This is a genomic window from Allobosea sp., assembly GCF_017308015.1.
In the GTDB taxonomy this organism is placed as follows: Bacteria; Pseudomonadota; Alphaproteobacteria; order Rhizobiales; family Beijerinckiaceae; genus Allobosea.
The window spans coordinates 591,607-617,063 of the sequence record NZ_JAFKFW010000002.1 but is presented as its reverse complement, the minus strand read 5'-3'; the positions used below and the strand labels follow the sequence as shown (position 1 = coordinate 617,063).

The window sequence follows — 25,457 nt, the reverse complement described above, 5'->3', positions numbered from 1 at the left end:
CGGCTCAGCCCTTGGCGGTTTCGGGGTCGAGCAGGCGGTGGAGATGGACGATGAAATAGCGCGTCTGCGCCTGGTCGACGGTTTGCTGCGCCTTGGCCTTCCAGGCCGTATGCGCGGTGGCATAGTTCGGGAAGACACCGACGATGTCGAGCTTCGTCAGGTCCTTGAAGGTGATGCCGTCGAGCGATGCGAGCTCGCCACCAAGGACGAGGTGAAGGAGTTGTTTCTGTTCCGGTTCCGCGCTCATCGAACTCTCCTGCGGGGGCGTTTCGCCCCCATAAGCCATCCCGGCGGCCCATGCGAGCGCGCCACGCCCGAAGCCTTGAAAAAAATCGTCAGGCGGGCTGCGTCCGTCCGTCGCGCAGCCGCTCGATCGCCGCTTGCAGCGGGGTCGCGAGCTTGCCGTTGCTTGCGGCGAGCATGCCATGGATCGGCAGCTCGCGATTGTAGACGACGGGCCGGCCCTCGCCATCGGTGAGTCGCCCGCCGGCCTCGCTCAGCACGAGATCGGCAGCGGCCAGATCCCAGTCGCGAGCATCGGGCGAGATCAGGCCGGCATCGATGCTGCCGTCGGCGATGCGTGTCAGGCGCAGCGCGAGCGACGGAATCCGGCCGACGGCCTCGAAGCTCTCGAATTGCGCCAGCGCCTCGAGCATTGGCTTGGGGCCGGCGATGCGCGCTCCGGTCAGTGCGCCAGCGGCTGAGGCCTTGATGGTTGCGCCATTCAACGTCGCACCGCTGCCGGCGAGCGCGCGATAGGTCGCCTGACAGGCGGGAGCGTGGACGATGCCGAGGACAGGCGAGCCCTGGTCGAGGAGCGCGACGCAGACGGCCCAGTCCGGCGAGCCCTGCATGAAGGCGCGCGTACCGTCGATCGGGTCGACGACCCAGACGTAGCGATGCGAGAGCCGCTGCGCGTCGTCGACGGTTTCCTCGGAGAGCCAGGCGGCCTCCGGCAGCAGCTCCGACAGCCTGATCCGGAGAAAAGTGTCGACGCCGATATCGGCTTCTGTGACGGGCGATCCGCCGCTCTTGGACCAGGTCCGCGCCGCCGTAGCCTCGCCGGGCCGGAACAGGTCCAGGGCGATCGTGCCGGCTTCCAGGCAGCTTTCGCCGACGGCCTTGAGCAGCTCGGGCGCGATCGGTAGCGTAGTTGCGTTCATGCGTTTCCTATCGGCCGCGAAAGTCGCCGTTTCAAGCCGAAAATGCGGCTGCGGATCGAAAGATTCCGTCAAGCATCTGGCGGGAAAGCGCCCGTTTCGGGCCGGATCGGGCCAAAATCACCTTCCTTTAACCCAACCCTTTAAGCGCTCGGACACGGCTGGCAGCCATCCTCGCAAGGCAAGCACGAGAGCCCCGGCATCGACAGAGGGCTCCGTTGCAGCAGGGATCAAGAGAGGCGTTATAACCGATGGCCAGCGTCACGCCGGCTGCCGGAGAGAGCGGTTTCGTGCCAGTTCTCTCCGGCGGTCCGACCACCACAGCGATCGTTTCCCGCAACCCGATGCCGGCTCGGCCGATCGCGCCGGCGATCGAGCGTGTTGGCTCGGTGCGGATTCTGCGCGGCGGCGCCAATTGGCGCGGCGTCGCGTTGCGTCTGGCCAACCCGGGCGGTGACGACGAGCGTTTCGAGCTAACTCTGACGGCCGGGGATGGCCGCTCCATCGTGGTGGCTTCAGCCGATCAGGACGATGCGGTGGCGCTCTGGCGGGATTTCGGCCGGGCCAGTGGCTTGCCTCTGCTGCTTGAGGCTGTCGATGGGGTGGTGAGCGAACCCTTTCCGCAGCTTGGCCGGGTCGCTCTGGGAGCGATTCGCATTCGCCGCCGCCATGGCCTGCTCAACGGCCGTCGTCCGCGCTTCCTGACCCGCCGCAAGACCGGCCGACTTGCCGAACTGCCGGTGATTGTCGGCGGCGACCGGATGACGGATTGATCCTAGAACCAGCCTCGGCTCGCGGCATCGAGCGCGAGCCCGGCTGCCAGCAGCAGGCCGGCATCGCGGTTCGACCGGAATATCCGCAGAGCTTCGGGCGCCGTCGCGCGATTGATGCGCGTCACTTGCCCTCCGAGATGCAGGGCGAAGGCGGCGAAGCCGAGCCAGGCGACGGGGCCGCCGCCAACCAGCCAGATCGCGATCCCTGTGAGCATGGCGGCCAGCGCGAAGCACAGCGCCACCGCCTCGCGCGTATGGTCGCCGAAATAGCGCGCGCTCGATCGAATACCGGCGATGACGTCGTCTTCCAGGTCCTGCATCGCATAGATCGTGTCGTAGCCGACCGTCCAGGCGATCGAAGCGGCGTAGATCAGATAGGCCGGCGGATCGAGCCGGCCGAAGACGGCGCTCCACCCCATCAGCCCGCCCCATGAGAAGGCAAGGCCCAGCACGAACTGCGGCATGTTCGTCACCCGCTTCATGAACGGATAGATCGCGACGATCACGAGTGACGCGATTCCGAGGATGATCGTGAAGCGGTTGAACTGCAGGAGCACGACGAGCCCCGCCAGCGCCTGCGCGATCATGAACAGCGCGGCCGCTTTCGCCGTGACCTGTCCGGACGGGAGCGGGCGCCCGCGGGTGCGTGCCACCTCGGCGTCGAGCTTGCGGTCGATGATGTCGTTGAAGGTGCAGCCTGCGCCGCGCATCAGCACCGCTCCGACGAAGAAGAGCAGGCAGTGCCAGGGATTGGGATAGGGCTGCCCGGCGGCGATGGCGGCAAGTCCCGCAGCCCACCAGCAGGGCATCAGCAGGAGCCACCAGCCAATCGGTCGCTCGATGCGGGCAAGCTTCAGGAACGGCCTGGTCGCGAGGGGCGCCCGCGTGTCGACCCAATGCCCCGTGAGTGCATCGGGCAAGGGCGTATCGGGGAGGGGGGCGTCACGCCCCGGCATCGCCCCTGGAGGTGACGGGTCGGACATGGCGCCGCGGCGCCGGTCAGAGCGCGCCTTGCGGGACGCGCATCCCGCCGCCGGCACCGCCGGTGATGGAATCGGCGCCGCCGAACGGATTGGCGCCCTGCGCCTGCTGCTGGGCGCGGCGCTGCATCGCGGCCTGCTGCTTCACGGCGTTGCAGGCCTGGGTGCGGAAGCCGGCCACCTTCTTGTTGTCGGCCTGCATGCCTTCGATGAAGGTCTGCGGAATCTGGCACCAGTCCTGATTGGCGGTGGCAAACTTGATTGCGGCGTCGCCGTTGCTGACGAGGCGGCCGAAGGAGCTGCACGCCTCCTGCGGCGTCATTTTCTTCTTGGCCTTCTGGGCAGCCGAAAGCCGCGCCACGATGGACTGGCGCTCGCCGAGGAGCTTCTGAATCTGCTCGCAGCCCGAAGCCTGCGCGTTTGCGGGAGCAGCCGCCAGGAACGGGGCCACGGCAAGGCCGAGCACCGCGATAACGCCTGAAGCCATCCAACGCCGCATGGTGTCCATACTCCGGATTGCCGGCCCGCCCGGCCGATCGTTAAATACGTCCTTAACAGCAGGCGCTGTTAACGCCAACGACTCTTGCGAGTCCATGGGTGGTCTTGTGGGATGCGCCGCCTGCTACAAGGGGATTGTGGCGTTTTTCGCGTTGCTCCCACCGAATATTACCGACTCCTGGAGGCGCCTGCGCCTATGTCCGTTCCCGATTTCGCCCGGCACCGGCTCTTCGTCGACCATCCCTTCTCGCAGTCGGCGATTCTCCCGCTCGAGCGGGAGCAGGCCAACTACCTGCTCAACGTCCTGCGCCTGCGGGCTGATGGCACGGTTCTCGCTTTCAATGGGCGAGATGGCGAATGGCTGGCGCGCCTCGTGCCCGAAGGCCGCAAACAGGCGAATCTGGAGCTCACGCGTCAGACCAGACTACAGCCTCCTGCTCCCGACCTGCATTACCTGTTTGCCCCGCTGAAGCATGCGCGGCTGGACTATATGGCGCAGAAGGCCGTGGAGATGGGGGCGGGCGTGCTGCAACCCGTCCTGACCCGACGCACCCAGGTTTCGCGATTGAACCTCGATCGGATGCGCGCCAATGCCATCGAGGCGGCCGAGCAATGCGGCATCCTCAGCCTGCCCGGAATCGAGCCTGAACGGCCGCTCGAAGCCGCGCTCGCAGGGCTGGGGCCGGAGCGGTTGCTGATTTTCTGTGACGAGGGCATGGCGGAGGCGAGCCCGGTCTCGGCGCTGGCGCAACGCGAGCCTGGCCCGCTGGCCGTCCTGATCGGGCCCGAGGGTGGTTTCGACGAAGCCGAGCGGAGCCTGATCCGGGCACGACCCAACACTCTGCCGATCTCGCTCGGGCCTCGCATCCTGCGGGCGGACACGGCCGCGGTTGCGGCGCTCGCGCTGGTTCAAGCGGTGCTCGGAGACTGGCCTCGCACCTGACCGGACGGCGGCAAGACCTGCCGCCAGCGCCGGTCGCCTTTGCGCGAATGCACAGGACCGATCGTTGTCGAGCGCCCGGCGCTCGCCTATGTCTGTGCATCCTCTGCCGGCTTCCTCCGCATCGTCGGTGTCGGGCCGGTCGTCTTGCCTCATCTGCCGGAGCGCCCATGGCTCGCGACGTGTCCGATTCGACCCCGATTGGTTCCAAGGCTGAACTGATTGCGTGGATCGCTGCCGGCGAGAAACCGACCTCGTCCTTCCGGATCGGTACCGAGCACGAGAAATTCCCGTTCTATCAGAGCGATCTCGCTCCCGTTCCCTATGAAGGCCGCGGCGGCGCCGGCGGCATCCGCGCCCTGCTGGAAGGCATGCAGCAGCGGCTTGGCTGGGAACCGATCGTCGATGCCGGTCATATCATCGGGCTGGCTGGGCCGGATGGCGGCGGCGCGATCTCGCTGGAGCCCGGCGGACAGTTCGAGTTGTCGGGTGCGCCGCTGGCCACGCTGCACGAGACGCAGGCCGAGCTTCAGGCCCATCTTGCCGACGTCAAGGCCGTAGCCGCCCCCCACGGTATCGGGTTCGTCGCGCTCGGCGCCTCGCCCCTCTGGACCCGCGCCGAGACGCCGGTGATGCCGAAGGGCCGCTACAAGATCATGGCGAACTACATGCCGAAGGTCGGCACGAAGGGCCTCGACATGATGTTCCGGACCTGCACCGTGCAGGTCAATCTCGACTTCGCCAGCGAGGCGGACATGGTTCGCAAGCTCAGGGTCTCGCTTGCGCTGCAGCCGCTCTCGACCGCGCTGTTCGCCTCCTCGCCTTTTCTGGAGCGCAAGCTGAACGGCTTCCAGTCGATGCGCTCCGAGATCTGGCGCGATACCGATAACGCCCGTTCCGGCATGCTTCCCTTCGCTTTCGAGGAGGGCATGTCCTACGAGGGCTATGTCGACTGGGCGCTCGACGTTCCCATGTATTTCGTCAAGCGCGGCGACATCTATCATGACGTCACCGGGGCCTCCTTCCGCGACCTTCTGGCCGGCCGCCTGCCGCAATTGCCGGGCGAGAAGGCCACGATGTCCGACTGGGCCAACCACCTTTCGACGCTCTTCCCCGAGGTCAGGCTCAAGCGCTTCCTGGAAATGCGCGGCTGTGACGCCGGCCCGCCCGATATGCTGACGGCGATGCCGGCCTTCTGGGTCGGGCTGCTCTATGATTCCGTTTCGCTCGATGCGGCCTGGGACCTCGTCAAAGGCTGGGGCGCGGAGGAGCGTCAGGCGTTGCGCGATGCGGTTCCGCGCGAAGGCCTCGCTGCGACCATCGGCGGGCGCAGCCTCGGCGAGATCGCCGTGGAGGTGCTGGAATTGTCGCGGGCCGGCCTCGCGCGGCGGGCGCTTCGCAATGCCGCCGGCAAGGATGAAGCCGTCTATCTCGATCCCTTGCATGGGATCGTGGAGCGCGGGCAGACGCTCGCTCAACATCTCGCGGCGCGCTATCGCAACGAATGGGGCAGCACCGTCGAACCGGTCTTCACGGAATTGGCGCTGTAGACTCTGCCGATACGGAAAATCGCGATATCTCCGGCATTGCAGCGGGAGAATTAACGATTTGGCTGCAGTTCGCGGCGATAACCTTGCGGTATGGACCAGCTCCGCGCCAGCTTTGCTGTTTTTCTTCGCGACGAACGCGGCGCGACGATGATCGAGTACGGCTTTGTCGTCAGCCTGATCTCGCTGACCATCATCACGAGTGCCACTCTGATTGGCGAATCGGTCATCCGCTTCTTCCAGTCGATGGCCGCGGGTTTCACGCCCTGAGGCCCGACGAGGCTGACGCGCCGTTTCCCTTGATTTGATGGGGGAGAAACCGGCGCCTATTCCGCCGCTGTCTTGAAGCTCGCGAGGTTGTCGAGACTCTGGATGATGTGCTCGGCCAGCGCGTTCGACAGAACCGAAGGGTCGAAACGGGTCCGTAGCAACCCGATCTTGCAGGAGGGCAGGGTGGCGAAGCCTTCGGACGGGCCGAGGATGCGCATTCCCGGCCTGACCGCGCTTTCAGGCAGGACAGAGATCGCCAGCCCGGCCAGAACGGCGGCTCCGACCGCGGTGGAATTCCAGCTCGCATAGAGCACGCGGAAGCGGCGGCCCTTCGACTCCAGCGCATCGACCGCGGCCTGCCGCCAGTTGCAGGTCGGCCGCCCCAGCGCGAGCGGCAGCGGATCTTCCTCATGCACGCCGTGGCGCGCGGAGGTGACCCACAGCAGCGGCTCGATGCGGATGATCTCGCCCTGACCGCGGCCTTCGACATGGGTGATGATCGCAAGGTCTATGTCGCCGGTCGCGATCCGCTCCGCCAGCATCGGCGTCGGCTCGCAGACGACGGTGACCTCGGCCCGTGGATTCGAATGGGCGAAGCGCGCCAGGATTTCCGGTAGGTAGCGATCGGCATAGTCGTCCGGCACGCCGAGCCGGATGCGGCCCTTAAGGTCCGCATCCGCGAAGGAGGCGACGCATTCAAGGTTCAGCCTGACGATCCGGCGAGCATAGTCGAGCAGGCGCTCGCCATCCTCCGTCAGCTTGGCGTGCCGCCCGTCGCGCCCGAAAAGAGGCCTGCCGACCCGCTCTTCCAGCCGCTTCATCTGCATGGAAACGGCCGATTGCGTCTTGAAGACGATCTCGGCGGCGCGGGTGAAGGAGCCGGTGTCGGCGATGGCGACGAAGGTCTTGAGCTGATCGGCGTCGAGCACATGAGCCATTGGCGATCCTCGTCCACTGTTCATCAAAATCAGTGTTGCAAGACATCATAACCATTCGTTTGGCTGATGGCCAGAGCTTCGCTAGGGTCGGCGTGCTCTCCGAGGTTCCTGTCAATGGCGCGTCCGGGCAGGGGGAGAGGCTCAGATCAACGCTCCGCACCGCCAGAGGAGGCCGTCATGCTGCTCATGACCATTGCCGCGAAGTCGCTCTCGTCCGTTTCGGCCGGAGTCGCGCGTGCCGCCGCCATCGGATTCAGCGGAACGATCCAACTCGTGCGCGCTCTCGCCCATCGCCGTGAGGTGATGCGCCTTTCTACCGAGCTCGATGAGCGCGCGCTCAAGGATATCGGCCTCGTCCGTTCGGATATCGACGGTGCGCTGGCGACATCCTGGCTGGACGACCCCTCTGCCGTACTGGCGGAGCGCTCGCGGTCCGCGTCGAGCCTCGCCGCCGCGCGGCGCGAGCACGCCCTGCGCCATGCCGGTTCCAAGCCGATGCTGGCCGCGAAAGCCGATATTGCGGTTGCACGCTGCGCCTGACCCCTTGGCGCCAGCGTCCCTGCGGGCGGGAGCTTCGTGCTTCCGCCCTTTTTCATGTCTTTGACATTAAGGGGGCGGAACTGCCTCAGCGGCGGCCCTGCCCACCGCCGAGCATCGCGTCGAGGATCGATTTCAGCGCGTTCTGGTGATCGTCCTGAATCTGACGGCCATGCTCGAACATCTGGTTGAGTGCGTCGAGGCCGATCGAGCCTGGTCCGTTGGCCGGGGATGAGGGCGGGGCCTCTTCGGGCTCGGGTTCCGGGGCTGGCGCGCGCCGGGGGGCACTGCGTGGAGCTGGGGCAGGCTCAGGCTGCTGCGGTGCCATCCCGCCGAACATGCCGCCCAGGATCTGGCCGAGAGCGCCGCCGAAGGGATCGGACGGAGCCGGCTGTGGAGTGGGCTGCGGCTGGCCGCCGGCCTGGCCGAACATACCCTTGAGAATCGCCTCGAACGGGTTGCCTGGCATCGGCTGCTGCGGTGCCGGCTGCGTGCCGGGCATCTGGCCGCGCATCATCTCCGCGAACTGGCCGAGGATGCCGCCCAGTCCCTCGTTGCTCGATGTCTTGGACAGACCGCCCATCAGCATCGCGGCGATGACCGGTAGCATCTGCTTGAGGATCGCCTGCGAGACGCCGCTGGTCGCAGCCGCCTGCGCCGCGATCGCCTGGCTGACCTCTCGGGAGCCGAAAATCTGGCTCAGCACGTCATTGCCGGCATTCTGGGCGCCGGCCGGAATGCCGTAGCCGCCAGCCTCGAAGAAACGGGCATAGGGCGAGGCGGTCATCATCTGGGCGAGAGATCCGAACGCGTAGGGATCACGCGTCTGTCGCTGCAGCCCCATCGAAAAGGCCGGCAGCAGGGCGTCGAGCGCGGCCTGCGTCTGCTGCAGGCTCAGGCCGTATTGCTGGGCGAGGTTCGGCAGGGCCTGGCCGTTCTGGGCCGACTGCATGATATCGAACAGGTTCATCATCGATGCCTCTCCCCGGCCGGCTCCTGGTTGCGGTTCTGGGGCGACGATAGCAGGGTGTCCTTGCCTGGCAAATCGATGGCAGCCCGGCGCTGCGCGGCCTTGCGCTCCAGGCGCGTGATGCCGCGAAAGGCGAAGACCAGCGCCAGCACGCCGAAGGCGACCGCCCCCAGAGCCGAGCCTGCGAGCGCGCCCTTCGGGCCGGCGAGATGGGCGCCGAGGACGGCCAGCGGCATCGTGCCGAGCGTGGCCCGGCCCCAACTGAACAGCGTCGACAGGAACGGCATGCCGAGATTGTTGAAGGCGGCATTGGCGACGAAGAGCATGCCGACGAAGATCCACATCGGCCCGGCGATCAGGCAGAAGAAGAGCACGAGCTCCGCCGTCAGCCCCGTCGCATGGAAGGCGGAGACGACGGCGCCGCGGAAGAGGAAGAGCAGCGCCCAGGAGACGAGCACGGAGGCGCCGGCGAAGATCGCTGCATCGGTCAGGCCTCGGCGCATCCGGTCGAAGCGACCGGCGCCCCAGTTCTGGCCGAGGATGGGCCCGACGGCGCCTGACAGCGCGAAGAGCACGCCGAAGGCGACCGGCACCAGCCGGTCCATGATCGCGAGTGCCGCCACGGCCGCGTCGCCGAAACGCGCGACGACACCGGCGAAGACCGCATTGGCGATCGGATTGGAGAGATTGGTCAGGATCGCCGGTCCCGCGATCGCGAAGGTCCGGGCGCTGTCCTGCCGGATGAAGGAGAGCCGCGGCTTCTCGATCATGTCATGGATCACCACGCAGCCATGGAAGCCGATGGCGCAGATGATGACCCGTGCGAGCACGATGGCGATGGCGGCGCCGTCCGGTCCGAGCCCGAACCCGAAGATCAGCAGCGGGTCGAGCCCGGCCGTGACGATGCCGCCGCCGAGCGTCACGAACATCGCTCGCCTGGCGTCGCCGACCGCGCGCAGGATGCCGGACAAGCCCATGCCGATCGCCATCAGGATGTTCGATGGCAGCACGATGTAGAGGAAGGAAAGGGCGACGGCATGCGACTGGTCGCGCGCGCCGAGCAGGCTCAGCAGTTTCGGCAGGAAAGGCAGCGCCGCCAGCGACAGGACGAGTGCGACGAGCGCCGCCAGGACCAGGGTCGAGGCCGCGATGCGTCGCGCTGCCGGACGGTCGCCCGCACCGATGCTACGAGAGGTCAGCGCCGTGACGGCGATCATCAGGCCGACATTCACCGAAACCATCAGGTAGAGCACGATGGTAGCAAAGCCGACGCCGGCCGTTGCTTCCGGGCGTCCGAGCCAGGAGACATAGAGCAGCGACAGCAGGTCGACGACGAAGACCGCCATCAGGCCGATCGAACCCGTCGCGGTCATTACCGCGACATGGCGCATCAGCGGACCTTCGAGGAAGACGGCCTGCGGCCGGGCCGAGGCCTGGCTCATCTTTCGGGCTCCCCGACGCCGCCGACCGCGACCTCGGCTCCACCATCCTCGATGACCTGCCGCGTCTCCGGCGTGAGCGGCTTCGACTTGGCCTTGGGCGTGACCAGAGGTTCGGGCGAGACGCGTGGCACGCGGTCGATCGCTGCGGCGAGCCCCTCATGGAACTGGATCTCCATGCGCTGCGCGTCCCGGTCCCTGACATGGTCGATGACGAGATCCGCCTCGTCGCGGGTCAGGCCCAGCGTCTCCAGGGTGACGCGCCCGAAGCCGAGCGCCGATTCGAAGGTCTCGCGCATCTGGAAGTCGACATTCGCCTTCATCAGTTCGATCGCATGGATGCGGTCATACGCCCGCACATGCAGGCGCGCGCTGGGGAACTCCGCCTTGACCATCTCGACGATCCGGAGCGCCGCCTGCTTGTCGTCGACGCAGATGCAGATGACGCGGGCCTTGCCGGCGCCGGCGGCGCGCAGCACGTCGAGCCGCGTGCCGTCGCCGTAATAGATCTTGAAGCCGAACTGTGCGGCCGAGCGGATGCGCTCGACATCGGAATCGATGACCGTCACGTCGATATGCTGGAGCAGCAGAGCCTGCGTCACGATCTGCCCGAAGCGGCCGAAGCCGATCACCATCACCGGGCTGTCGCCGGCGCCCTCGTAATCCTCGTCCATCGTCGCGGGCTGGACGCGGGCCAGCAGCATGGCGTCGATCAGCTTGGCGACGATCGGGCCGAGCAGCATACTGATCGCGGCAAGCGCGGTGACCATTGCCGATTGCTGCGCGGTCAGCAGCCCCTTCGCGAGGCCGAGCGGCAGAAGCACGAAGGCGAATTCCCCGGCCGGCGAGAGCAGGGCACCCGCCCGGATCGCCTCGAGCCATGACGAGCAGGAGAGCCGCAGGATCGAGGTCACCACCGCGATCTTGAACAGCACCAGAAGCGGCGCAGCGAGCGCCAGCAGCATCCAGTTGTCGGCGACGAGCTTGAGGTCGAGCGACATGCCGACCGCCATGAAGAACAGGCCGAGCAGCACGCCGCGGAACGGCTCGATGTCGGCCTCCAGCTCGTGCCGGAAATGCGAGTCAGCCAGCATCACGCCGGCGAGGAAGGCGCCCATCGCCATTGAAAGCCCGACATGCTCCATCAGCAAGGCCGCGCCGAGCACGATCAGCAGCGCGGCGGCCGTCATCACATCCTTCGCGCCGGTATGGGCCAGGATGCGGAAGAACGGGTTCATGACATAGCGCCCGGCCAGCACGATCAGCACCAGCGCGAAGAGCGCGATGCCGAGGCTTGCCAGCGCCCGCATCAGGCTGCCGGCTTGCTGCCCGCCGGTGGTCGCGAGCAACGGCAGCAGCGCCAGCACGGGCGCGATCGCCATGTCCTGGAACAGCAGAATCGAGAAGGTGCGGCGGCCATAGGTTTCGTTGCCGTCGCCGCGCTCCTCCAGCAATTGCAGCGCGATCGAGGTCGCCGACAGGGCGAGCGCGACGCCGACGGCGACTGCTCCGGCTGCCGACAGGCCGAACCACCAGCCGGCGAGGCCGATGCCGGCGGCGCTGAGCCCCATCTGCGTGAGGCCTGAGCCCAGGATGTCCTTGCGCATCGAATAGAGCCGCGACGGCTGCAGTTCGAGGCCAACGAGGAAGAGCAGCAGCACGACGCCGATCTCGGCGGTGCCGCGGATCGTGCCGGGATCCTTGATCACGCCGAGAAGCGAGGGGCCTATGACGATGCCCGCAGCGAGATAGCCCAGCACCGCCGACTGGCCGAGCTTGCGGAAGAGCGGGACGGCGATCACCGCCCCGGCGCAGAACGTCAGGATCGGTGGCAGATAGCTGGCATGCGAGGCGGCGTCGGCCATACGGCACTCAGGGTTTGGGAACGGGTTTTACGGTCAGGCGCGACGCGCGGCGTGGCGGGCCGTCGCTCTATCTAGGCTTTCGATGACGATCCTGCGAGAGGCAATCGGCATGGCGGCCTCGCCTGCGCTGCTTCGCTTCCTTGACATCGCCCCGATCCCGCCGAAAGAAGACGCGGATCGATGGAGGTATCTTCGCGCGTGACCAAGCCACCGCTCGACATTTTGCTCTGCGCCCCGCGCGGTTTCTGCGCCGGGGTGGTGCGCGCCATCGACGCCGTCGAGAAGGCGTTGATGCTGCATGGCGCGCCGGTCTATGTCCGCCACGAGATCGTCCATAACAAATACGTCGTCGAATCCCTGAAGCGGAAGGGTGCGGTCTTCGTCGCCGAGCTCGACGAGGTGCCCGACGAAACGCGCCCCGTGATCTTCTCGGCCCATGGTGTCGCCAAGGCGGTGCCGGCGGCGGCGAAGGCGCGCAATCTTTTCGCCATCGACGCGACCTGTCCGTTGGTCACCAAGGTCCATCGCGAGGCCGAGGTTCACCACAAGCGCGGCCGCCATATCCTGCTCGTCGGCCATGCCGGCCATCCCGAAGTGATCGGCACGATGGGCCAATTGCCCGAGGGCGCGATCACGCTGATCGAGACGCTGGACGACGTCGCCACGTTGATCGCGCCGGAGGGGCAGCCGCTCGCCTATGTCACGCAGACCACCCTCTCGGTCGATGACACCCGTGAGATCGTCGAAGCCTTGCAGGCCCGTTTCCCCGAGCTGATCGCTCCTCACAAGGAAGACATCTGCTACGCCACGACCAACCGCCAGGAGGCAGTGAAGCGCGTCGCGCCGCAGGTCGACGGGCTGATCGTGGTCGGCTCGCCCAATTCCTCGAACTCGCAGCGCCTGCGCGAGGTGGCCGAGCGGGCCGGCTGCCCGGTTGCGCGGCTCGTCCTGCGCACCGACGAGATCGACTGGTCGGTCTTCGGGAATATCCGTAGTCTTGGCATCACCGCCGGTGCCAGTGCGCCCGAGGTGCTGGTCGAGGAAATCATCGACGCTTTCGCCGCCCGCTACGAGGTACGGGTCGAGACCGTCTCGACTGCCGACGAGAACGTCTTCTTCCCCCTGCCCCGCGAGTTGCGCGGCGAGGCGGCGTCCGACGCGGCCGAATAGTTCCAGCAGAAGAGTACGATCGTGGCCGTCTATACCGAAGTGCCCGATGACGAGATGGCCGCTTTCGTGGCGCGCTACGGCATCGGCGACCTCCTCTCCGCCAAGGGCATCGCCGAGGGCGTCGAGAATTCGAACTATCTGATCCGCACCACGCAGGGCGCCTTCATCCTCACGCTCTACGAGAAGCGGGTGAACCCGGACGACCTGCCGTTCTTCCTCGGCCTGATTCAGCATCTGGCTTCGCGAGGGGTGATCTGCCCGCAGCCGGTCAGCGACAGCCGGGGCGAGATGCTCGGCCGCCTTGCCGGCCGCCCGGCAGCAATCGTCACCTTCCTAGACGGCCTCTCGGTGCGTCGCCCGACATCCGCCCATTGCCAGGAACTTGGCCGCGGCCTCGCCCTGCTGCATCAGGCCGGCGCCGATTTCGCGATGGAGCGGGTCAACGCGCTCTCCGTGCCGGGCTGGCGGCCGCTGGCGGATCAGGCTGGCGCAGACGCTGACAAGGTCTCGCCCGGTCTTGCCCGCCGGGTCGCCGCCGAGATCGCCGTGCACGAGGCGAGCTGGCCGCAAGGATTGCCGCGCGGCGTGATCCATGCCGATCTCTTCCCCAATAACGTTTTCTTCATCGGCGACCGGCTCTCGGGCCTGATCGATTTCTATTTCGCCTGCACCGACGCCTATGCCTACGACCTCGCGATCTGCCTGAATTCCTGGTGTTTCGAGGCCGACGGCTCGTTCAACCTGACCAAGGGCCAGGCCATGCTCGCGGGTTACGAGAGCGTCCGGCCGCTGAACGAGGCGGAGGTCGAGGCACTGCCACAGCTCTGCCGGGGCAGCGCCTTGCGCTTCCTGCTGACGCGCCTGGTCGACTGGCTCAACGTACCATCTGGGGCGCTGGTCAAGCCGCATGACCCGCTCGAATACGACCGCAAGCTTGCCTTCCACCAGCGCGTTGCCGATGCTCGCGAATACGGGCTGAAACGGTGAGCGGCGACACGGTCGAAGTCTGGACGGACGGTGCCTGCTCCGGGAACCCAGGGCCCGGCGGCTGGGGGGCGATCCTGACCTTCAACGGCGTCGAGAAGGAGCTCTCCGGTGGCGAGGCCCAGACCACCAACAACCGCATGGAATTGATGGCGGCAATCGCGGCGCTGGAGGCGTTGAAGCGCCCGGTCACGGTCGCGCTGCACACGGACAGCCAGTACCTGCGGCAGGGCATCACTGGCTGGATCCACGGCTGGAAGAAGAACGGCTGGAAGACGGCCGATCGCAAGCCGGTCAAGAACGCCGAACTGTGGCAGCGCCTCGAAGCCGCGCTCGGCCGCCACAAGATCGAATGGAAATGGGTCAAAGGTCACGCTGGCGACGAGATGAACGAGCGAGCCGACGCCCTGGCGCGTGCCGGCATGGCGCCGTTCAAGAGCGGCGGCCGCTGACGCCAGCTGAGTCCGGCGGCCGATGCTCGTGCAGGTAGTGGGTCAGGCGCAGCAGCGACCTCATCCCGAGCGCGTTGGCCAGCCGGATCGAGGCGATATTGTCCTCATGGACCTGATAGCGCGCCAGCAACCTGCGCCGCGCCAGCTCGTCGAGCGCTGCGCCGACCACGCGCGCGCCGAGACCGCGCCCGCGTTGGTCGGGCCGGGTGACCACGCCGCCGATCTCCCAGACTTCGCCATGGCTCTCGAAGGCTAAGCAGACGGAGAGCGGTTGGTCGTCTGAGCCGATCATGCAGGTGAAGGCGCTTCCGCTTGCCAGAAGCGGCGAAAGCCAGTCCCGCGCATGATCCTGCGTTTGATAGAGCGCGTACATCGCATCCGTCGCTCTGTTCGTAACGATGACGCCGTCACGGTCGGAAATGTGTGCGGGCGATGTGAAGGACAGGAAGCTGGTTCTGCGGATGAGTGGATAGCGTCGCTGGACGACATCGTGTTCGGCCGCGCTGCACAGCTTGAAGACGATTCCGCCATCCGCCGGAAGCTCGGCGAGCAGCGCTTCCGTCAGCGCCGCGTCGTCGCTGCGGATGAGAGCGGCATGGGCCATCGTCGGATAGGTCTTGCGGTCGTAGTCGCTCGCTGCGGTGTCGAGCAGGACGAGCGTCGCCGTGCGTGCCTGCGAGCGGTACTGAACCGCCCGTGCATGTCGCGGAAAGGCGTGCAGATGCTTGAGCAGGACGACATTGGCGAGTGGCTCGGCTGCGAGCCACTCGACGATCTCCCCTCTGTCGCGGATCGCGATCATGATCGCTTCCGCCTGGTTTCTCAGCCGAGCGGCTGGCGGTAGACGATGAAGCCTGACTTGTCGGCGACCTTGTTGTAGAGTTCCTGCGCCTGCAGGTTGGATTCATGCGTCTGCCAGTAGACGCGGAAGCAGTTCTTCGCCCGCGCCATCTGGTTCACGGCTTCGATCAGCTTGCGGCCGACGCCGGTGCCGCGTGATTCCGGCACGGTGAAAAGATCCTGCAGATAGCAGATCGGCTTCTCGCTCCAGGTCGTGCGGTGGAGCACCCAGTTGGTCATGCCCAGAGGCTTGTCGCCCTGGAGGGCGATGAAGCCACCCATCGGTTCCTGGCCTCCAGTCAGGCGCCCGAAGGTGATCGCGTCGATCTCCGGCGGCAGCGTCGCCTTGTAGAAGGTCAGGTAGCCATGCCAGAGCGGGGTCCAGGCATCCCGGTCGGTCGCGGCAAGCGGACGAATGGTGATTTCGGCCATCGGTTCTCTCCTCCGCACGGACGCTAGCTGGCGCTTCGTGGCTTGTCTCATGACAAGCGCAGATCGGATCGATCAGCCGGAATGAGGGGTGGGGAAGGGGGGCGTCAGATGCGCATTGTGAAGTGGTTGGCCCGCACCAATGGCAGATCAGAAGATGTGGGCTGTCGTTCCGGGACGATGCCCGCGATATTTGCCAACTCGTCATCTGGTTGGTTGCCAACACCGGGGAGCGGTTCAAATACATGTCAGCTCGAACATATGTCATCCCTTTTGGACGGCGTGGGCCATATTGCTGTCCTGTGGGGCCGTTGCGCGCAGATCGCGCGTATAATCGCGCGTCACGGCCGCCATCACGAGTCGGTAACCCGTGAAGAATTTGCTGCGACCTAGTGTTTGTGCGCGTCGATGCTGAGGCAAATTTCGCCAGCGTTGGACGGAATCTTCGTTCCCGAAATAACCGATCGCAACGAAACGTCCCGGCTGCGCGGTGTTTTCAAAACGTTCCACAGAGATGAAGCCGTCTATGCCTGCAAGATGCTGCCTGAGATTGGCGGATTCCTTCAAATATTCATCGAGTTCGTTTGGGTCGACTTCGAATTCGAATACCATTACGATCATCAAGTGCTTCCTGTTGCAATTTCGCGTCGGGAGGCACGATAACCGTTCGAAAGTCCGGATGTTACGGCAAGGGCCGAACTATCGCTTCTGGGCTCTTCGTATCTGATCGTTGATGACAAACTGGGACAGTGAATGTCTGTTCCTGGCCGATTATGCCGAGGAAGTTGGGGCTCGGTCGGCTATCGACGAGTGCTTATGGCGGGAGAGGAGGCTCTCGCGCAGGCTGCCGGAGGTGCTTTGCTAACGCAATCGCCCCGATGCCGACAATCGTAAAGCCCCGCGCCCGGGGCCGCAAAGCTCAGGCCTGCGGCGCGTACCGTCCGCTGCTTGCCTCCATGGTCCACGAACCTCGAGCTTATTCGCAAAGCCAGCAGCGCGTAGCACGAGTGAGCCGTCTCCACGACGCCGACGATGATCGCGAACATCGCGGTGAATTGTGGAGCGATGGAGGTCGGACGATTCAGGAATGCTGGAAGTACGGCAGCGAGGCGCTAACCGGTTGTCGCCGGTCTGGTTGAAGGGAGTTCAGTGCCCGCCTGAACGAACAGGCCTCTGTAGGCGGGAAGGGCTCCGAAGGCGAAGGCAACCAGAACCGCCACCATTGTGCCGCCGATCAGGTCGACAAAGTAGTGCCCGCCGAGCACAGGCGTGGAGGCGATCATGGTCGCGCTATAGAGGAGGATGACGGGAAAAAGAGCAGTTCGCCAAAAGCTGATGACGAGAATGATTCCTGCCGCCGTGTGGAAAGAAGGAAACGTCACTAGACCCGGAAGATCGTTCAGATCGAGCGAGAATGGTAATCCGCTTCGCAATCTTTGCATCGCTTCGATATGGTAGACGCCTGGGAGAGTATCGAGATTTGCAAGTGTTTTTGCGTCGCCATAGTACATTGCAACGGCTGCTTTCGCTGGGAAAAACATCCCGATCGCTGTACAGATGACGGCAGTAAACAGAAATGTTTCAAGGAAAAAACAGGTTCTTTTCAAATCTTTTTGGACAACGAGGATGATAAAGCTCCAAAAACTGAAAAATGTAAGAGATGTATAGCTATAATCAAATACTGTTTTAACAATCTCATTATTCTGTACAAAATAAAAATATTGTTTCCAATTAAAATTGAGAAATCTGTCCCAATTAATCAGGATATCATCTGCGTATGGAAAAGATAAAGCCATGCTAGCGTGGTTAAGGACTCTAACATTTATCCATGCCAGTTGAAGGAATATAATTCCTTGAAATATGTAGGCAATTTTTGTCATGATTATTTTCAGTGTTAATATGGTATAATTTACACTAAAAAGAATTATTGAAATAAATAAAAGTATAGCTGAGCTGATTGCTGGCGTTAACAATTGATCTACTGGAAATATTATATTTGAGTTATATATTAGTATAGCATTGATTATTGCGATAGCGATAATCAAAATATATGATATCCGGCTTGGAAATATTTCCATTTTTGGAATTCTCGACGCAGTATTCGCACTGCCGCAACGGTAATCGTGATTCTTTCGAATTGTGTTAACAGGCGGTCACATTCGTCTGCATCATCTATGGCCTGGCAGCGCGCCGCTCAATCCAATGGAGGCGCGTCCAGCGCCCCGCGATTTCGCCCCGGGCCTCGCATTGAGGACGACCTCCGGTTCCATGCCCGAAAGTCGAAACTTGCCGCTTGGATACTGAACGTCTGATGCAGCTCGCGTGAGACACCTATCAAATCAAGGGTCTTGTCCGGGTTGCCGGAGCAAAAGCCCGCGCAGCGACTGCGCGGGCTCGGATCGATTGGCCGGTCGCCAGGCTCAGAGCTGGTCGATCATCGCCGCGGCGCCGGAGGCTTCCGCCTTGCCGGCTGCCTCCTCGACATTGAGCAGCTTCACCACGCCGTCCTCGACCAGCATCGAATAGCGCTGCGAGCGGGTGCCGAGGCCGAAGCCGGAACCGTCCATCGAGAGGCCGATCTCCTTCGCAAAATCGGCATTGCCGTCTGAAAGGAACTCGATCACGCCGGCGCCGCCGGTCGCCTTCGACCAGGCATCCATGACGAAGACGTCGTTGGTGCTGGTGACCATGATGGCATCGACGCCCTTCGCCTTGATCTCGGCCGCCTTCTCCAGGTAGCCCGGCAGATGGTTGCGATGGCAGGTCGGGGTGAAGGCGCCGGGCACGGCGAAGAGCACCACCTTCTTGCCGGCGAACAGGTCGTCGGTGGTGCGCGCGGCCGGGCCGTCGGCGGTCATGACGCGGAACGTCGCCTGGGGAAGCTTGTCACCCACCTTGATGGTCGTCATCAGCCTGTCTCTCCGTAAAGCCGGCGGCCGAAGGGACCGCCCGGCCTCACGGATTAGGGCTTGCCGGCGGGGATGTCGAGTTCCAGCCGTGTCTCGATCGGTCGTGGCGTGCCGCGAACGGTGAAGATCAGCGGCGTCGGGCCGGCGGCGCCTTTCGGCCGCTCGTCGATCCGAATCTGGGCGAGGACCGTGCCGTCCGCCTGCGGCGTCAGACGGGACTTGCCGAAGGACCACATGCCGGAGCCCTCGATGAAGACGTCCTCGATCCGGCCTTCCGCCGGGGGCTGCAGGACGAGGCGCAGGCCCGGATCGACCACGCCGTCGTCGGGCCCGGCCTCGACGATCGCGATCTTCTCCTTGTGCGGGCCGGGCTTGGCGGGAACCGGCACGCGCGCCTCGAAGCTCTCGAGGCGCGATGACGTCACGGTCGTCACGCCGGGCTCGAGCCACAGGCTTGCCTCGCCCTTGGCGGGAATGCAGATCTTCTCGCAGACGGCATAGTCGAGCTTGAGCACGACCAGGACCGGCCGTGACGGGTCGACCGGCTGGACCGAGATCGGAATTACGACCTCGCCGACATAGCCGATTGAATAGCCGGCCGAGTCTTGGAAGCGTTCCGGCACGGGCCAGCGTACGTCCAGCCCGCCGATATTGGTCGAGCCCGACCAGTCGAAGGTCGGCGGCACGCCGAACTGTCCGGGGCTGCGCCAATAGGTCTTGTAGCCCGGCGACATCATGATCTCGACGCCGACCCGCTGCTTGCCGGTGGCGGTGGTCGGCCCGGCGATCAGGCGCAGCCTGGCATGCTCGCTCGGCGACCACGGCGAGGTGGCGGCCTCGTTTGCCGCTTCCTGCGCACGGGCAGCGGGGCTGAATGTCAGCGGCAGCAGGGCCAGCAAGGGAAGAATGCGGTTCACGGCCCTGCCTTTACCGATTGCGAGCCTGAAAAGCGAACAAAACCTGACTTCCTCCGCCGGTCGGTGCCCCGTGACACGCGGCGAACTTTGCGCAGGATTAGGGCGCAATCGCGATAGCGGCGAGATGTCCGCGTCTCGTCCCTCCCGCGCACGTGAACGTGATCTGGAATGAATCGAGGGTCGGAATCCGCCTTTGGTTCGCCGTGGCTCAGCCAAGCCTTGCCGATCCGGCCCGAGAGCCATTAGCATGGACCGTATGAAGATCGGCTCACAATCGCGCGCCAGCGGCCGCAGCTATCTCGACGGGCAATGCCTGATTGCGATGCCGGGCATGGCCGATTCACGTTTCAGCCGCAGCGTCGTCTATGTCTGCGCCCATTCCGAGGACGGGGCGATGGGCATCATCGTCAACAAGCCGGCGGGCGACACGAAATTTCCCGAGTTGCTCGTCCAGCTCGACGTGATCCCCTCGGAGGAGGCGATCCGGTTGCCGAGCCGGGCGGAGCGCATGCAGGTGCTTCGCGGCGGCCCGGTCGAAACCAAACGCGGCTTCGTCCTGCACACGGCCGATTTCTTCCTGGAATCGGCGACCTTGCCGATCGATGAGGGCATCTGCCTGACTGCGACGCTGGATATCCTGCGCGCCATTGCCAATGGCGATGGGCCTGAGAATGCGGTGCTGGCTTTGGGCTATGCCGGTTGGGCTGCAGGACAGTTGGAGGCCGAGATCCAGTCGAATGGCTGGCTGCATTGCGCCGCGGATCCCGAATTGCTCTTCGACGAGAGCGTCGAGACGAAATATCAGCGCGCGCTCGGCAAGATCGGCATAGACCCCGCGTTCCTGTCGCGCGAGGCGGGGCACGCTTAAATCCAGCCCCCTCGGGAAGAAGGATACTAGGCCGCCTCGGTGGCTGCCGCAGCAGCAGCCCCCATCAGGCGCCGTGCCTCCGCCGCCGTCATCGGCTGACCGAAGATGTAGCCCTGCGCGTACTGGCAGCCGAGTTGGTAGAGCTCGATCGCATCCGACTCGCTCTCCGCGCCCTCCGCCACCACGTCCATATGGAGATCGGCGGCGAGCTGCACGATCGAGCGCAGGATCACCGGCGGGCGGCCGTTGCCCATCTGGCGCACGAAGCTCTGGTCGATCTTGATGGTGTCGAACGGGAAGCGCTGCAGGTAGGACAGCGAGGAATAGCCCGTGCCGAAATCGTCGAGCGAGAGGCCGGCGCCGAGATCGCGGATGCGCTGCAGCATCTGCGCGGCGTATTCCGGGTTCTCCATGACGAGGCTTTCGGTGATTTCGAGCTTCAGCGTTCCCGGCAGCACGCGGCGGCGTCCCAGCACGGTCTTCACGTCGTGTAGCAGATCGTGGCGCAGCAACTGCCGGCTCGAGACGTTGACGCTGGCGAAGATCGGCGGGTCGACCTCGAGCGCCGCCTGCCAGGCCTCCAGCTCGCGCGCTGTCTTGTCCATGACATAGACGCCGAGATCGACGATCAGCCCGGTCTCCTCGGCAATGGCGAGGAAATCCTGTGGCATCAGCCGGCCTTCGCGCGGATGATCCCAGCGCACGAGCGCCTCGAAACCGGCGATGGTGCGATCCTCCAGCCGGACGATCGGCTGGTACATCACCTGGATCTCGTTGCGCTCGATCGCCCGGCGCAAATCGCTTTCCAGGGCGAGGCGGTCGTTGCGGTCGGTCCGCATCGCCGGCACGAAGACCTCGATCTTGTTGCCGCCCTGGCGCTTGGCATGGGCCATCGCGAGCTCGGCATTTTTCAGCGCGTCTTCCTTGCGCGAGGCCGGCGCCGGGTCGAACAGGGCCAAGCCGATCGAGGGCGTCAGCACGATCTCGCGCTCGGCATAGGTGATCGGCGTCGAGACGGCGCGGCGCACCAGCTCGGCCAGCGCCAGGATGCGTTCGGGATCGCGCTCAGAGACGAGGATCATCGCGAAGGTGTCGCCGCCGATGCGGGCAAGCGTGTCCTGCGCCCTGAGCAGACGGCCGAGCCGGCGCGCCAGCGTCAGCAGGATCGAATCGCCGGCCGAGAAGCCAACGGATTCGTTGACCTGCTTGAAGCGGTCGACATCGATGACGAGCACGGTTGGGCGGATATTGTCGTCGGCGCGGGTGAAGCCGAAGATCGCGCCGAGCCGGTCCTGGAACAGCTTGCGGTTGGGCAGGCCGGTCAGGTTGTCGTGGACGGCATCGTGCAGCAGGCGTTCCTGGGCGGTGCGCTGCTCGGTGACATCGGCGAGCGTACCGATGACGCGGATGACCTCGCCGTCCGAGCCGATCACCGGCCGGGCCTTGACGTTGATCCAGTGATAGGCGCCGCTGGCGGCGCGCAGGCGCAGGTCGAGATTGAGCTTGCCGCGGCGCTGCTCCAGTACGGCGTCGAGCGTGACGCGATAGCGGTCGCGATCGGCGACATGCATATGCTCCAGCCAGCGCGCTGCCGAGCCTTCGAGCGAGCCCTTGGGCAGGCCGAGCAGCGTCTCGATCTGCGGGGATACGAAGACCTTGTCGGAGCTGACATCCCAGTCGAAGACGAGGTCGCCCGAACCGGAGAGGGCGAGCGCCCGCCGCTCGGTATCCGAGACCAGCCCCTGCGAGATCGCGCCACCCGCGAAGGCGTGCTGGATGACGGTGAAGCCGATCAGCAGCACGATCAGGACGAGGCCGCCTAGCAGGGCAGGCGCGACAAGGTCGCGCTGGAACTGTCCGGTCACGGTGAAGCTCGCGGCGGTGACCCAGACGGCGAGCAGGAACCAGGTCGGGATCAGCATCACCGCCCGCTCGTAGCCATGGGTCGCCAGATGCACGACGAGGATGAAGCCGACGGCAGCGACGGCTGCGATCGAGATGCGCGCGATGCCGGACGCCATCGGCGCGTCGAAGACGGCAAGGCCGATCAGGCCGGCCAGCCCGAGAATCCACAGTGCGGTGACATGGCCGTAGCGGACATGCCAGCGCGACAGGTTGAGGTAGGCGAAGAGGAAGACGAGCAGCGTCGCCGCCAGCACGACCTCGGCTCCGGCGCGATAGATTCGCTCGATCGCCGGCGTAAGCGGGAACAAGCGCTGGAAGAACCCGAAATCCAGGCCGGCATAAGCCAGAACCGCCCAGGCCAGCGCCGCGGCGGCCGGAAAGATCACCGCGCCCTTGACCACGAAGATGATGGTCAGGAACAGCGCCAGCAACCCGGCGATGCCGATGATGATGCCCTTGTAGAGCGTCAGGCCGTTGGTCTTCTGGCGATAGGCCTCTGCCTCGTAGAGATAGAGCTGCGGCAGATTGGGAGACTTGAGCTCGGCGACGAAGGTGACGGTCGTGCCGGGGTCGAGCGTGATCAGGAAGATGTCGGCATCCGGACTGGGCTCGCGATCCGGGGCGAGGCCCTGGCTCGCGGTGACCGCCTCGATGCGCTTGTCGCCGAGATCGGGCCAGATGACGCCGGAGCCGATCAACCGGTGGAAGGGGGCGACCAGCAGACGGTCGATCTGCTCGTCGGAATCGTTGGTGAGTGCGAAGACGATCCAGTCCGGGCGGGCGCCGGCCTCGCGCGCCTTGACGGCGATACGCCTGACGATGCCGTCGGGGCCCGGTGCGGTCGAGATCTGGATGACGTCGCCGTCGGACTTGTTGCGCTCGACCGCATTCGTCAGGTCGATGACGGGGGCGTCGACCGGGACACGCACCGGCTCGACGGCTTGCGCCGGCAAGGCAGCAGCACAGAACCACAGGACAAGGCCGGCCAGGGCGAGGCCGGCCCGAAAAATGCGCTCGGAAATGGACAAGCTCTGCTCGGCTATCAGGCGGGAGGCGATCATTACAAGTTTAACGAAAAGCCCTATCGGCCGCTCATGGCAAGGGCAAGGCGAAGCGCGGCTGTGGTCAACCGCAGCCGTCACGACCTGCTTCCGGGCAGGGCGTCGCTCGAGAGCGCCGCATAGAGCAGGTGATCGGCCCAGTTGCCGTTGATCTTGAGATAGGCCCGTGCCAGCCCCTCGTGCTGGAAGCCGACGCGTTCCAGCAGGCGCCGCGACGGCTCATTGTTCGGCAGACAGGCAGCCTCGACGCGGTGCAGGGCGAGATCGGAAAAGGCGAAGCGCAGGGCGCCGCGCACGGCCTCGGTCATATGGCCCCTGCCGGAATGGCGCTGCCCCATCCAGTAGCCGAGCGTGCAGGCCTGGGCGACGCCGCGCCGGATCAGCCCGAGCGTCAGCCCTCCGAGCAGCGTTTCCGTATGCGTCTCGAAGATGAAGAGCGAATAGGCCTCGTCGGTCGAGATTTCGCGGGCCGCGCGTTTGGCGCGCAGGCGGAACGAGGCGCGGGTCAGGTCGTCCTCGTTCCAGGTGGGCTCCCAGGGCGTCAGGAATTCCCGGCTTTCCATGCGCAGCATGGCCCAGGCGGCGTGGTCACCGGCCTGGGGCGCGCGCAGATAGAGGTTCGGCGTCCGGATCAGCGGGCGGCTCGGCGGCTCGCTCGGGAAACGGAAGAGCGCCATCGCCGGTCAGTCCGCCGCCCGGGCCGCGTGGCGCAGGCGTTTGGCCGGCGGCAGACCATGGGTCGGGCCGACCGCGGCGATCGTCGGCTGATGCCCCAGCAGGGAACGGCCGGCGGCACGCACGTCGTCGAGCGTCACTGCATCGAGCCGGGCTGCGAGTTCCTCGCGCGGGATCGCCCGGCCGAAGAGCAGGACCTGCCGCGCCATCTGCTCCAGCTTGCCGCCCGGGCTTTCGAGCGAAGCCAGCAGGCCGACCTTCATCTGGGCGCGGGCGCGCGCGACCTCGGCCTCGCTGACATCCTCTGCCGCCTGGCGCAAGCAACCGAGCGCGACCTCGATCAACTCGCCAGCATCCTCCGGCGCGGTGCCGGCTCCGATGCCGAAGACGCCGCAATCGGAGAAAGGCCAGTGGAAAGCATCGATCGCATAGGCGAGGCCGCGCTTCTCACGCACCTCCTGGAACAGGCGCGAGGATAACCCGCCGCCGAGAACCGAGGCGAATATCTGCAGCGGATAATGCGTGCCCCCGGTGAAGGGCAGGCCAGGCAGGCCGAGTACGAGATGGACCTGCTCCTCGTCACTGCCGATGCGGGCTTCGCCGCCGCGATATTCGCCGGCCTCACGGGTGAGTAGCGTGAGCTGCGGCGGCGGGAGCTTCGACAGATGCTCCTTGGCGAGCGCCACGAGCGCTTCATGGTCGACGGCGCCGGAGGCGGCGAGCACCATATTGCCGGCATGATAGTTGCGCGCGAGATAGGCCCGGATCGCATCGGGCGTGAAGCCCTTCACCGTCTTGGCGGTGCCGAGAATCGGCCGGCCGATCGGCTGGTCCGGGAAGGCCGCCTGCAGGAAGCGGTCATACACCAGATCGTCGGGGGTATCCTGAACGGCCGAGATCTCCTGCAGGATCACGCCCTTTTCGCGCTTCAGCTCCTCCTCGGTCAGAGACGGAGAGGTGATGATGTCGGCGAGGATATCGACGGCGAGACCGAGGTCCGAGCCGAGCACGCGGGCTGTATAGCAGGTATACTCGACCGATGTCGCGGCATTGAGGTCTCCGCCGACGCTCTCGATCTCCTCGGCGATCGCGAGCGCGCTGCGGCGCGCCGTACCCTTGAACGCCATATGCTCGAGCAGATGCGCAAGCCCGTGCTCATTTGGAAGCTCGTCGCGCGAACCGGCGCCGATCCAGATTCCGAGCGACACGGTCGCGGCATGGTCCATGCGCTGCGAGACGACGCGCAGGCCCGAGGGCAGGGTGGTTAGCGCGACATCGGGATCGTGCCGGCCTTCCGGCCGTGCCGGCACGGCCAGCTCGACGGCTTCGC

Annotated in this window: 26 protein-coding genes; 9 read left to right on the top strand and 17 right to left on the bottom strand. The window is 65.4% G+C overall.

What is annotated here, in order from left to right:
• Window positions 1–4: 4 nt before the first annotated feature.
• Both J0I42_RS02975 and J0I42_RS02970 read right to left on the bottom strand, forming a co-directional pair.
• Complete coding sequence (locus J0I42_RS02975; protein ID WP_291652600.1) at window positions 5–247, bottom strand: DUF4170 domain-containing protein; 243 nt, start codon at window positions 245–247, stop codon at window positions 5–7.
• 88 nt (window positions 248–335) lie between these two features.
• Window positions 336–1,163, bottom strand: a complete 828-nt coding sequence (locus tag J0I42_RS02970; protein WP_291652597.1) for a 3'(2'),5'-bisphosphate nucleotidase CysQ — start codon at window positions 1,161–1,163, stop codon at window positions 336–338.
• A gap of 248 nt (window positions 1,164–1,411) precedes the next feature.
• On the opposite strand from J0I42_RS02970, the gene J0I42_RS02965 reads away from it, so the two are divergent.
• Window positions 1,412–1,933, top strand: a complete 522-nt coding sequence (locus tag J0I42_RS02965) for a DUF6101 family protein (protein ID WP_291652596.1) — start codon at window positions 1,412–1,414, stop codon at window positions 1,931–1,933.
• Window positions 1,934–1,935: 2 nt separating this feature from the next.
• On the opposite strand, the gene ubiA is transcribed toward J0I42_RS02965, so the two are convergent.
• Together ubiA and J0I42_RS02955 are read right to left on the bottom strand one after the other, a co-directional pair.
• Window positions 1,936–2,916, bottom strand: a complete 981-nt coding sequence (gene ubiA / locus J0I42_RS02960; protein WP_291652594.1) for a 4-hydroxybenzoate octaprenyltransferase — start codon at window positions 2,914–2,916, stop codon at window positions 1,936–1,938.
• Window positions 2,917–2,932: 16 nt separating this feature from the next.
• On the bottom strand, window positions 2,933–3,400 hold the full coding sequence (locus J0I42_RS02955; protein WP_291652592.1) for a hypothetical protein: 468 nt from the start codon (window positions 3,398–3,400) through the stop codon (window positions 2,933–2,935).
• 207 nt (window positions 3,401–3,607) lie between these two features.
• Between J0I42_RS02955 and J0I42_RS02950 the strand changes: the two genes are divergently transcribed.
• From J0I42_RS02950 to J0I42_RS02940, 3 genes are all read left to right on the top strand, one after another.
• The gene (locus J0I42_RS02950) at window positions 3,608–4,354 is read left to right on the top strand and encodes a 16S rRNA (uracil(1498)-N(3))-methyltransferase (RefSeq protein ID WP_291652590.1); all 747 of its coding nucleotides are present in this window, start codon (window positions 3,608–3,610) and stop codon (window positions 4,352–4,354) included.
• A 167-nt stretch (window positions 4,355–4,521) separates the two neighbouring features.
• Window positions 4,522–5,901 carry a glutamate--cysteine ligase gene (locus J0I42_RS02945; RefSeq protein WP_291652588.1) on the top strand — a complete coding sequence of 460 codons (1,380 nt, stop codon included), beginning with the start codon at window positions 4,522–4,524 and terminating at the stop codon, window positions 5,899–5,901.
• A 90-nt stretch (window positions 5,902–5,991) separates the two neighbouring features.
• Window positions 5,992–6,168 (top strand): Flp family type IVb pilin, encoded by a 177-nt coding sequence (locus J0I42_RS02940; protein ID WP_291652586.1) that lies wholly within the window; start codon window positions 5,992–5,994, stop codon window positions 6,166–6,168.
• 56 nt (window positions 6,169–6,224) lie between these two features.
• Here the strand turns inward: J0I42_RS02940 and J0I42_RS02935 are convergent, their stop codons facing one another.
• Window positions 6,225–7,106, bottom strand: coding sequence for a LysR substrate-binding domain-containing protein (locus J0I42_RS02935; RefSeq protein ID WP_291652584.1), 882 nt, complete (start codon window positions 7,104–7,106; stop codon window positions 6,225–6,227).
• Window positions 7,107–7,283: 177 nt separating this feature from the next.
• Here J0I42_RS02935 and J0I42_RS02930 point away from each other — a divergent pair, with 177 nt between their 5' ends.
• A complete protein-coding gene (locus J0I42_RS02930; protein WP_291652582.1) occupies window positions 7,284–7,646 on the top strand; it encodes a DUF1127 domain-containing protein in 363 nt (120 codons plus the stop codon).
• A gap of 85 nt (window positions 7,647–7,731) precedes the next feature.
• On the opposite strand, the gene J0I42_RS02925 is transcribed toward J0I42_RS02930, so the two are convergent.
• Genes J0I42_RS02925 through J0I42_RS02915 form a run of 3 tightly spaced genes read right to left on the bottom strand, consistent with a single transcriptional unit; the run spans window position 7,732 to window position 11,917 of the window.
• The gene (locus J0I42_RS02925; protein ID WP_291652580.1) at window positions 7,732–8,616 is read right to left on the bottom strand and encodes a DUF937 domain-containing protein; all 885 of its coding nucleotides are present in this window, start codon (window positions 8,614–8,616) and stop codon (window positions 7,732–7,734) included.
• Window positions 8,613–10,055, bottom strand: a complete 1,443-nt coding sequence (locus J0I42_RS02920; protein ID WP_291652578.1) for an MATE family efflux transporter — start codon at window positions 10,053–10,055, stop codon at window positions 8,613–8,615. Before J0I42_RS02920 ends, J0I42_RS02925 begins: the two co-directional genes overlap by 4 nt.
• Window positions 10,052–11,917: a monovalent cation:proton antiporter-2 (CPA2) family protein gene (locus J0I42_RS02915; protein WP_291652576.1), complete on the bottom strand. Its 1,866-nt coding sequence runs from the start codon at window positions 11,915–11,917 to the stop codon at window positions 10,052–10,054. The genes J0I42_RS02920 and J0I42_RS02915 overlap by 4 nt, the downstream gene beginning before the upstream one ends.
• 198 nt (window positions 11,918–12,115) lie before the next feature.
• Between J0I42_RS02915 and ispH the strand changes: the two genes are divergently transcribed.
• The 3 genes from ispH to rnhA are packed head-to-tail and all read left to right on the top strand — an operon-like array spanning window position 12,116 to window position 14,523.
• Window positions 12,116–13,087, top strand: a complete 972-nt coding sequence (gene ispH, locus J0I42_RS02910) for a 4-hydroxy-3-methylbut-2-enyl diphosphate reductase (protein ID WP_291652573.1) — start codon at window positions 12,116–12,118, stop codon at window positions 13,085–13,087.
• A gap of 21 nt (window positions 13,088–13,108) precedes the next feature.
• Window positions 13,109–14,074 carry a homoserine kinase gene (locus J0I42_RS02905; RefSeq protein WP_291652571.1) on the top strand — a complete coding sequence of 322 codons (966 nt, stop codon included), beginning with the start codon at window positions 13,109–13,111 and terminating at the stop codon, window positions 14,072–14,074.
• Window positions 14,071–14,523 (top strand): ribonuclease HI, encoded by a 453-nt coding sequence (gene rnhA, locus J0I42_RS02900; protein ID WP_291652569.1) that lies wholly within the window; start codon window positions 14,071–14,073, stop codon window positions 14,521–14,523. Before J0I42_RS02905 ends, rnhA begins: the two co-directional genes overlap by 4 nt.
• On the opposite strand, the gene J0I42_RS02895 is transcribed toward rnhA, so the two are convergent.
• The 6 genes from J0I42_RS02895 to J0I42_RS02870 form a co-directional block, all read right to left on the bottom strand.
• Window positions 14,504–15,325 carry a GNAT family N-acetyltransferase gene (locus J0I42_RS02895; protein WP_291652568.1) on the bottom strand — a complete coding sequence of 274 codons (822 nt, stop codon included), beginning with the start codon at window positions 15,323–15,325 and terminating at the stop codon, window positions 14,504–14,506. The two genes, rnhA and J0I42_RS02895, sit on opposite strands and share 20 nt — an antisense overlap.
• A gap of 20 nt (window positions 15,326–15,345) precedes the next feature.
• Window positions 15,346–15,795: a GNAT family N-acetyltransferase gene (locus tag J0I42_RS02890; protein ID WP_291652566.1), complete on the bottom strand. Its 450-nt coding sequence runs from the start codon at window positions 15,793–15,795 to the stop codon at window positions 15,346–15,348.
• Window positions 15,796–16,056: 261 nt separating this feature from the next.
• Window positions 16,057–16,413 carry an antibiotic biosynthesis monooxygenase family protein gene (locus J0I42_RS02885; RefSeq protein WP_291652565.1) on the bottom strand — a complete coding sequence of 119 codons (357 nt, stop codon included), beginning with the start codon at window positions 16,411–16,413 and terminating at the stop codon, window positions 16,057–16,059.
• Between the two features lie 491 nt (window positions 16,414–16,904).
• Complete coding sequence (locus tag J0I42_RS02880) at window positions 16,905–17,672, bottom strand: phosphatase PAP2 family protein (protein WP_291652563.1); 768 nt, start codon at window positions 17,670–17,672, stop codon at window positions 16,905–16,907.
• Between the two features lie 540 nt (window positions 17,673–18,212).
• On the bottom strand, window positions 18,213–18,701 hold the full coding sequence (locus tag J0I42_RS02875; protein ID WP_291652561.1) for a peroxiredoxin: 489 nt from the start codon (window positions 18,699–18,701) through the stop codon (window positions 18,213–18,215).
• 53 nt (window positions 18,702–18,754) lie between these two features.
• Window positions 18,755–19,618 (bottom strand): protein-disulfide reductase DsbD domain-containing protein, encoded by an 864-nt coding sequence (locus tag J0I42_RS02870; protein ID WP_291652559.1) that lies wholly within the window; start codon window positions 19,616–19,618, stop codon window positions 18,755–18,757.
• Window positions 19,619–19,865: 247 nt separating this feature from the next.
• On the opposite strand from J0I42_RS02870, the gene J0I42_RS02865 reads away from it, so the two are divergent.
• Window positions 19,866–20,486: a YqgE/AlgH family protein gene (locus J0I42_RS02865; RefSeq protein WP_465247628.1), complete on the top strand. Its 621-nt coding sequence runs from the start codon at window positions 19,866–19,868 to the stop codon at window positions 20,484–20,486.
• 26 nt (window positions 20,487–20,512) lie between these two features.
• Here the strand turns inward: J0I42_RS02865 and J0I42_RS02860 are convergent, their stop codons facing one another.
• The 3 genes from J0I42_RS02860 to J0I42_RS02850 all read right to left on the bottom strand — a co-directional run bounded on the left by J0I42_RS02860 (window position 20,513) and on the right by J0I42_RS02850 (window position 25,437).
• Entirely contained in the window at window positions 20,513–23,452 is a 2,940-nt protein-coding gene (locus J0I42_RS02860; protein WP_291652557.1) for an EAL domain-containing protein, read from the bottom strand.
• A gap of 77 nt (window positions 23,453–23,529) precedes the next feature.
• Window positions 23,530–24,129, bottom strand: a complete 600-nt coding sequence (locus tag J0I42_RS02855; RefSeq protein ID WP_291652555.1) for a GNAT family N-acetyltransferase — start codon at window positions 24,127–24,129, stop codon at window positions 23,530–23,532.
• Window positions 24,130–24,135: 6 nt separating this feature from the next.
• Window positions 24,136–25,437, bottom strand: coding sequence for a M16 family metallopeptidase (locus J0I42_RS02850; protein WP_291652685.1), 1,302 nt, complete (start codon window positions 25,435–25,437; stop codon window positions 24,136–24,138).
• Between the last annotated feature and the right edge of the window lie 20 nt (window positions 25,438–25,457).

Bases quoted from the DNA above. Each gene is read 5' to 3' on its own strand.
- J0I42_RS02890 (WP_291652566.1), bottom strand. From the start codon at position 15,795: ATGGCCGAAATCACCATTCGTCCGCTTGCCGCGACCGACCGGGATGCC.
- J0I42_RS02940 (WP_291652586.1), top strand. From the start codon at position 5,992: ATGGACCAGCTCCGCGCCAGCTTTGCTGTTTTTCTTCGCGACGAACGC.
- J0I42_RS02875 (WP_291652561.1), bottom strand. From the start codon at position 18,701: ATGACGACCATCAAGGTGGGTGACAAGCTTCCCCAGGCGACGTTCCGC.
- J0I42_RS02880 (WP_291652563.1), bottom strand. From the start codon at position 17,672: ATGACAAAAATTGCCTACATATTTCAAGGAATTATATTCCTTCAACTG.
- J0I42_RS02885 (WP_291652565.1), bottom strand. From the start codon at position 16,413: ATGATCGTAATGGTATTCGAATTCGAAGTCGACCCAAACGAACTCGAT.
- J0I42_RS02855 (WP_291652555.1), bottom strand. From the start codon at position 24,129: ATGGCGCTCTTCCGTTTCCCGAGCGAGCCGCCGAGCCGCCCGCTGATC.
- J0I42_RS02920 (WP_291652578.1), bottom strand. From the start codon at position 10,055: ATGAGCCAGGCCTCGGCCCGGCCGCAGGCCGTCTTCCTCGAAGGTCCG.
- J0I42_RS02865 (WP_465247628.1), top strand. From the start codon at position 19,866: ATGGACCGTATGAAGATCGGCTCACAATCGCGCGCCAGCGGCCGCAGC.
- J0I42_RS02930 (WP_291652582.1), top strand. From the start codon at position 7,284: ATGCTGCTCATGACCATTGCCGCGAAGTCGCTCTCGTCCGTTTCGGCC.
- J0I42_RS02945 (WP_291652588.1), top strand. From the start codon at position 4,522: ATGGCTCGCGACGTGTCCGATTCGACCCCGATTGGTTCCAAGGCTGAA.
- J0I42_RS02935 (WP_291652584.1), bottom strand. From the start codon at position 7,106: ATGGCTCATGTGCTCGACGCCGATCAGCTCAAGACCTTCGTCGCCATC.
- J0I42_RS02975 (WP_291652600.1), bottom strand. From the start codon at position 247: ATGAGCGCGGAACCGGAACAGAAACAACTCCTTCACCTCGTCCTTGGT.
- J0I42_RS02925 (WP_291652580.1), bottom strand. From the start codon at position 8,616: ATGATGAACCTGTTCGATATCATGCAGTCGGCCCAGAACGGCCAGGCC.
- J0I42_RS02970 (WP_291652597.1), bottom strand. From the start codon at position 1,163: ATGAACGCAACTACGCTACCGATCGCGCCCGAGCTGCTCAAGGCCGTC.
- ubiA (WP_291652594.1), bottom strand. From the start codon at position 2,916: ATGTCCGACCCGTCACCTCCAGGGGCGATGCCGGGGCGTGACGCCCCC.
- J0I42_RS02955 (WP_291652592.1), bottom strand. From the start codon at position 3,400: ATGGCTTCAGGCGTTATCGCGGTGCTCGGCCTTGCCGTGGCCCCGTTC.
- J0I42_RS02895 (WP_291652568.1), bottom strand. From the start codon at position 15,325: ATGATCGCGATCCGCGACAGAGGGGAGATCGTCGAGTGGCTCGCAGCC.
- J0I42_RS02860 (WP_291652557.1), bottom strand. From the start codon at position 23,452: ATGATCGCCTCCCGCCTGATAGCCGAGCAGAGCTTGTCCATTTCCGAG.
- J0I42_RS02965 (WP_291652596.1), top strand. From the start codon at position 1,412: ATGGCCAGCGTCACGCCGGCTGCCGGAGAGAGCGGTTTCGTGCCAGTT.
- J0I42_RS02915 (WP_291652576.1), bottom strand. From the start codon at position 11,917: ATGGCCGACGCCGCCTCGCATGCCAGCTATCTGCCACCGATCCTGACG.
- J0I42_RS02950 (WP_291652590.1), top strand. From the start codon at position 3,608: ATGTCCGTTCCCGATTTCGCCCGGCACCGGCTCTTCGTCGACCATCCC.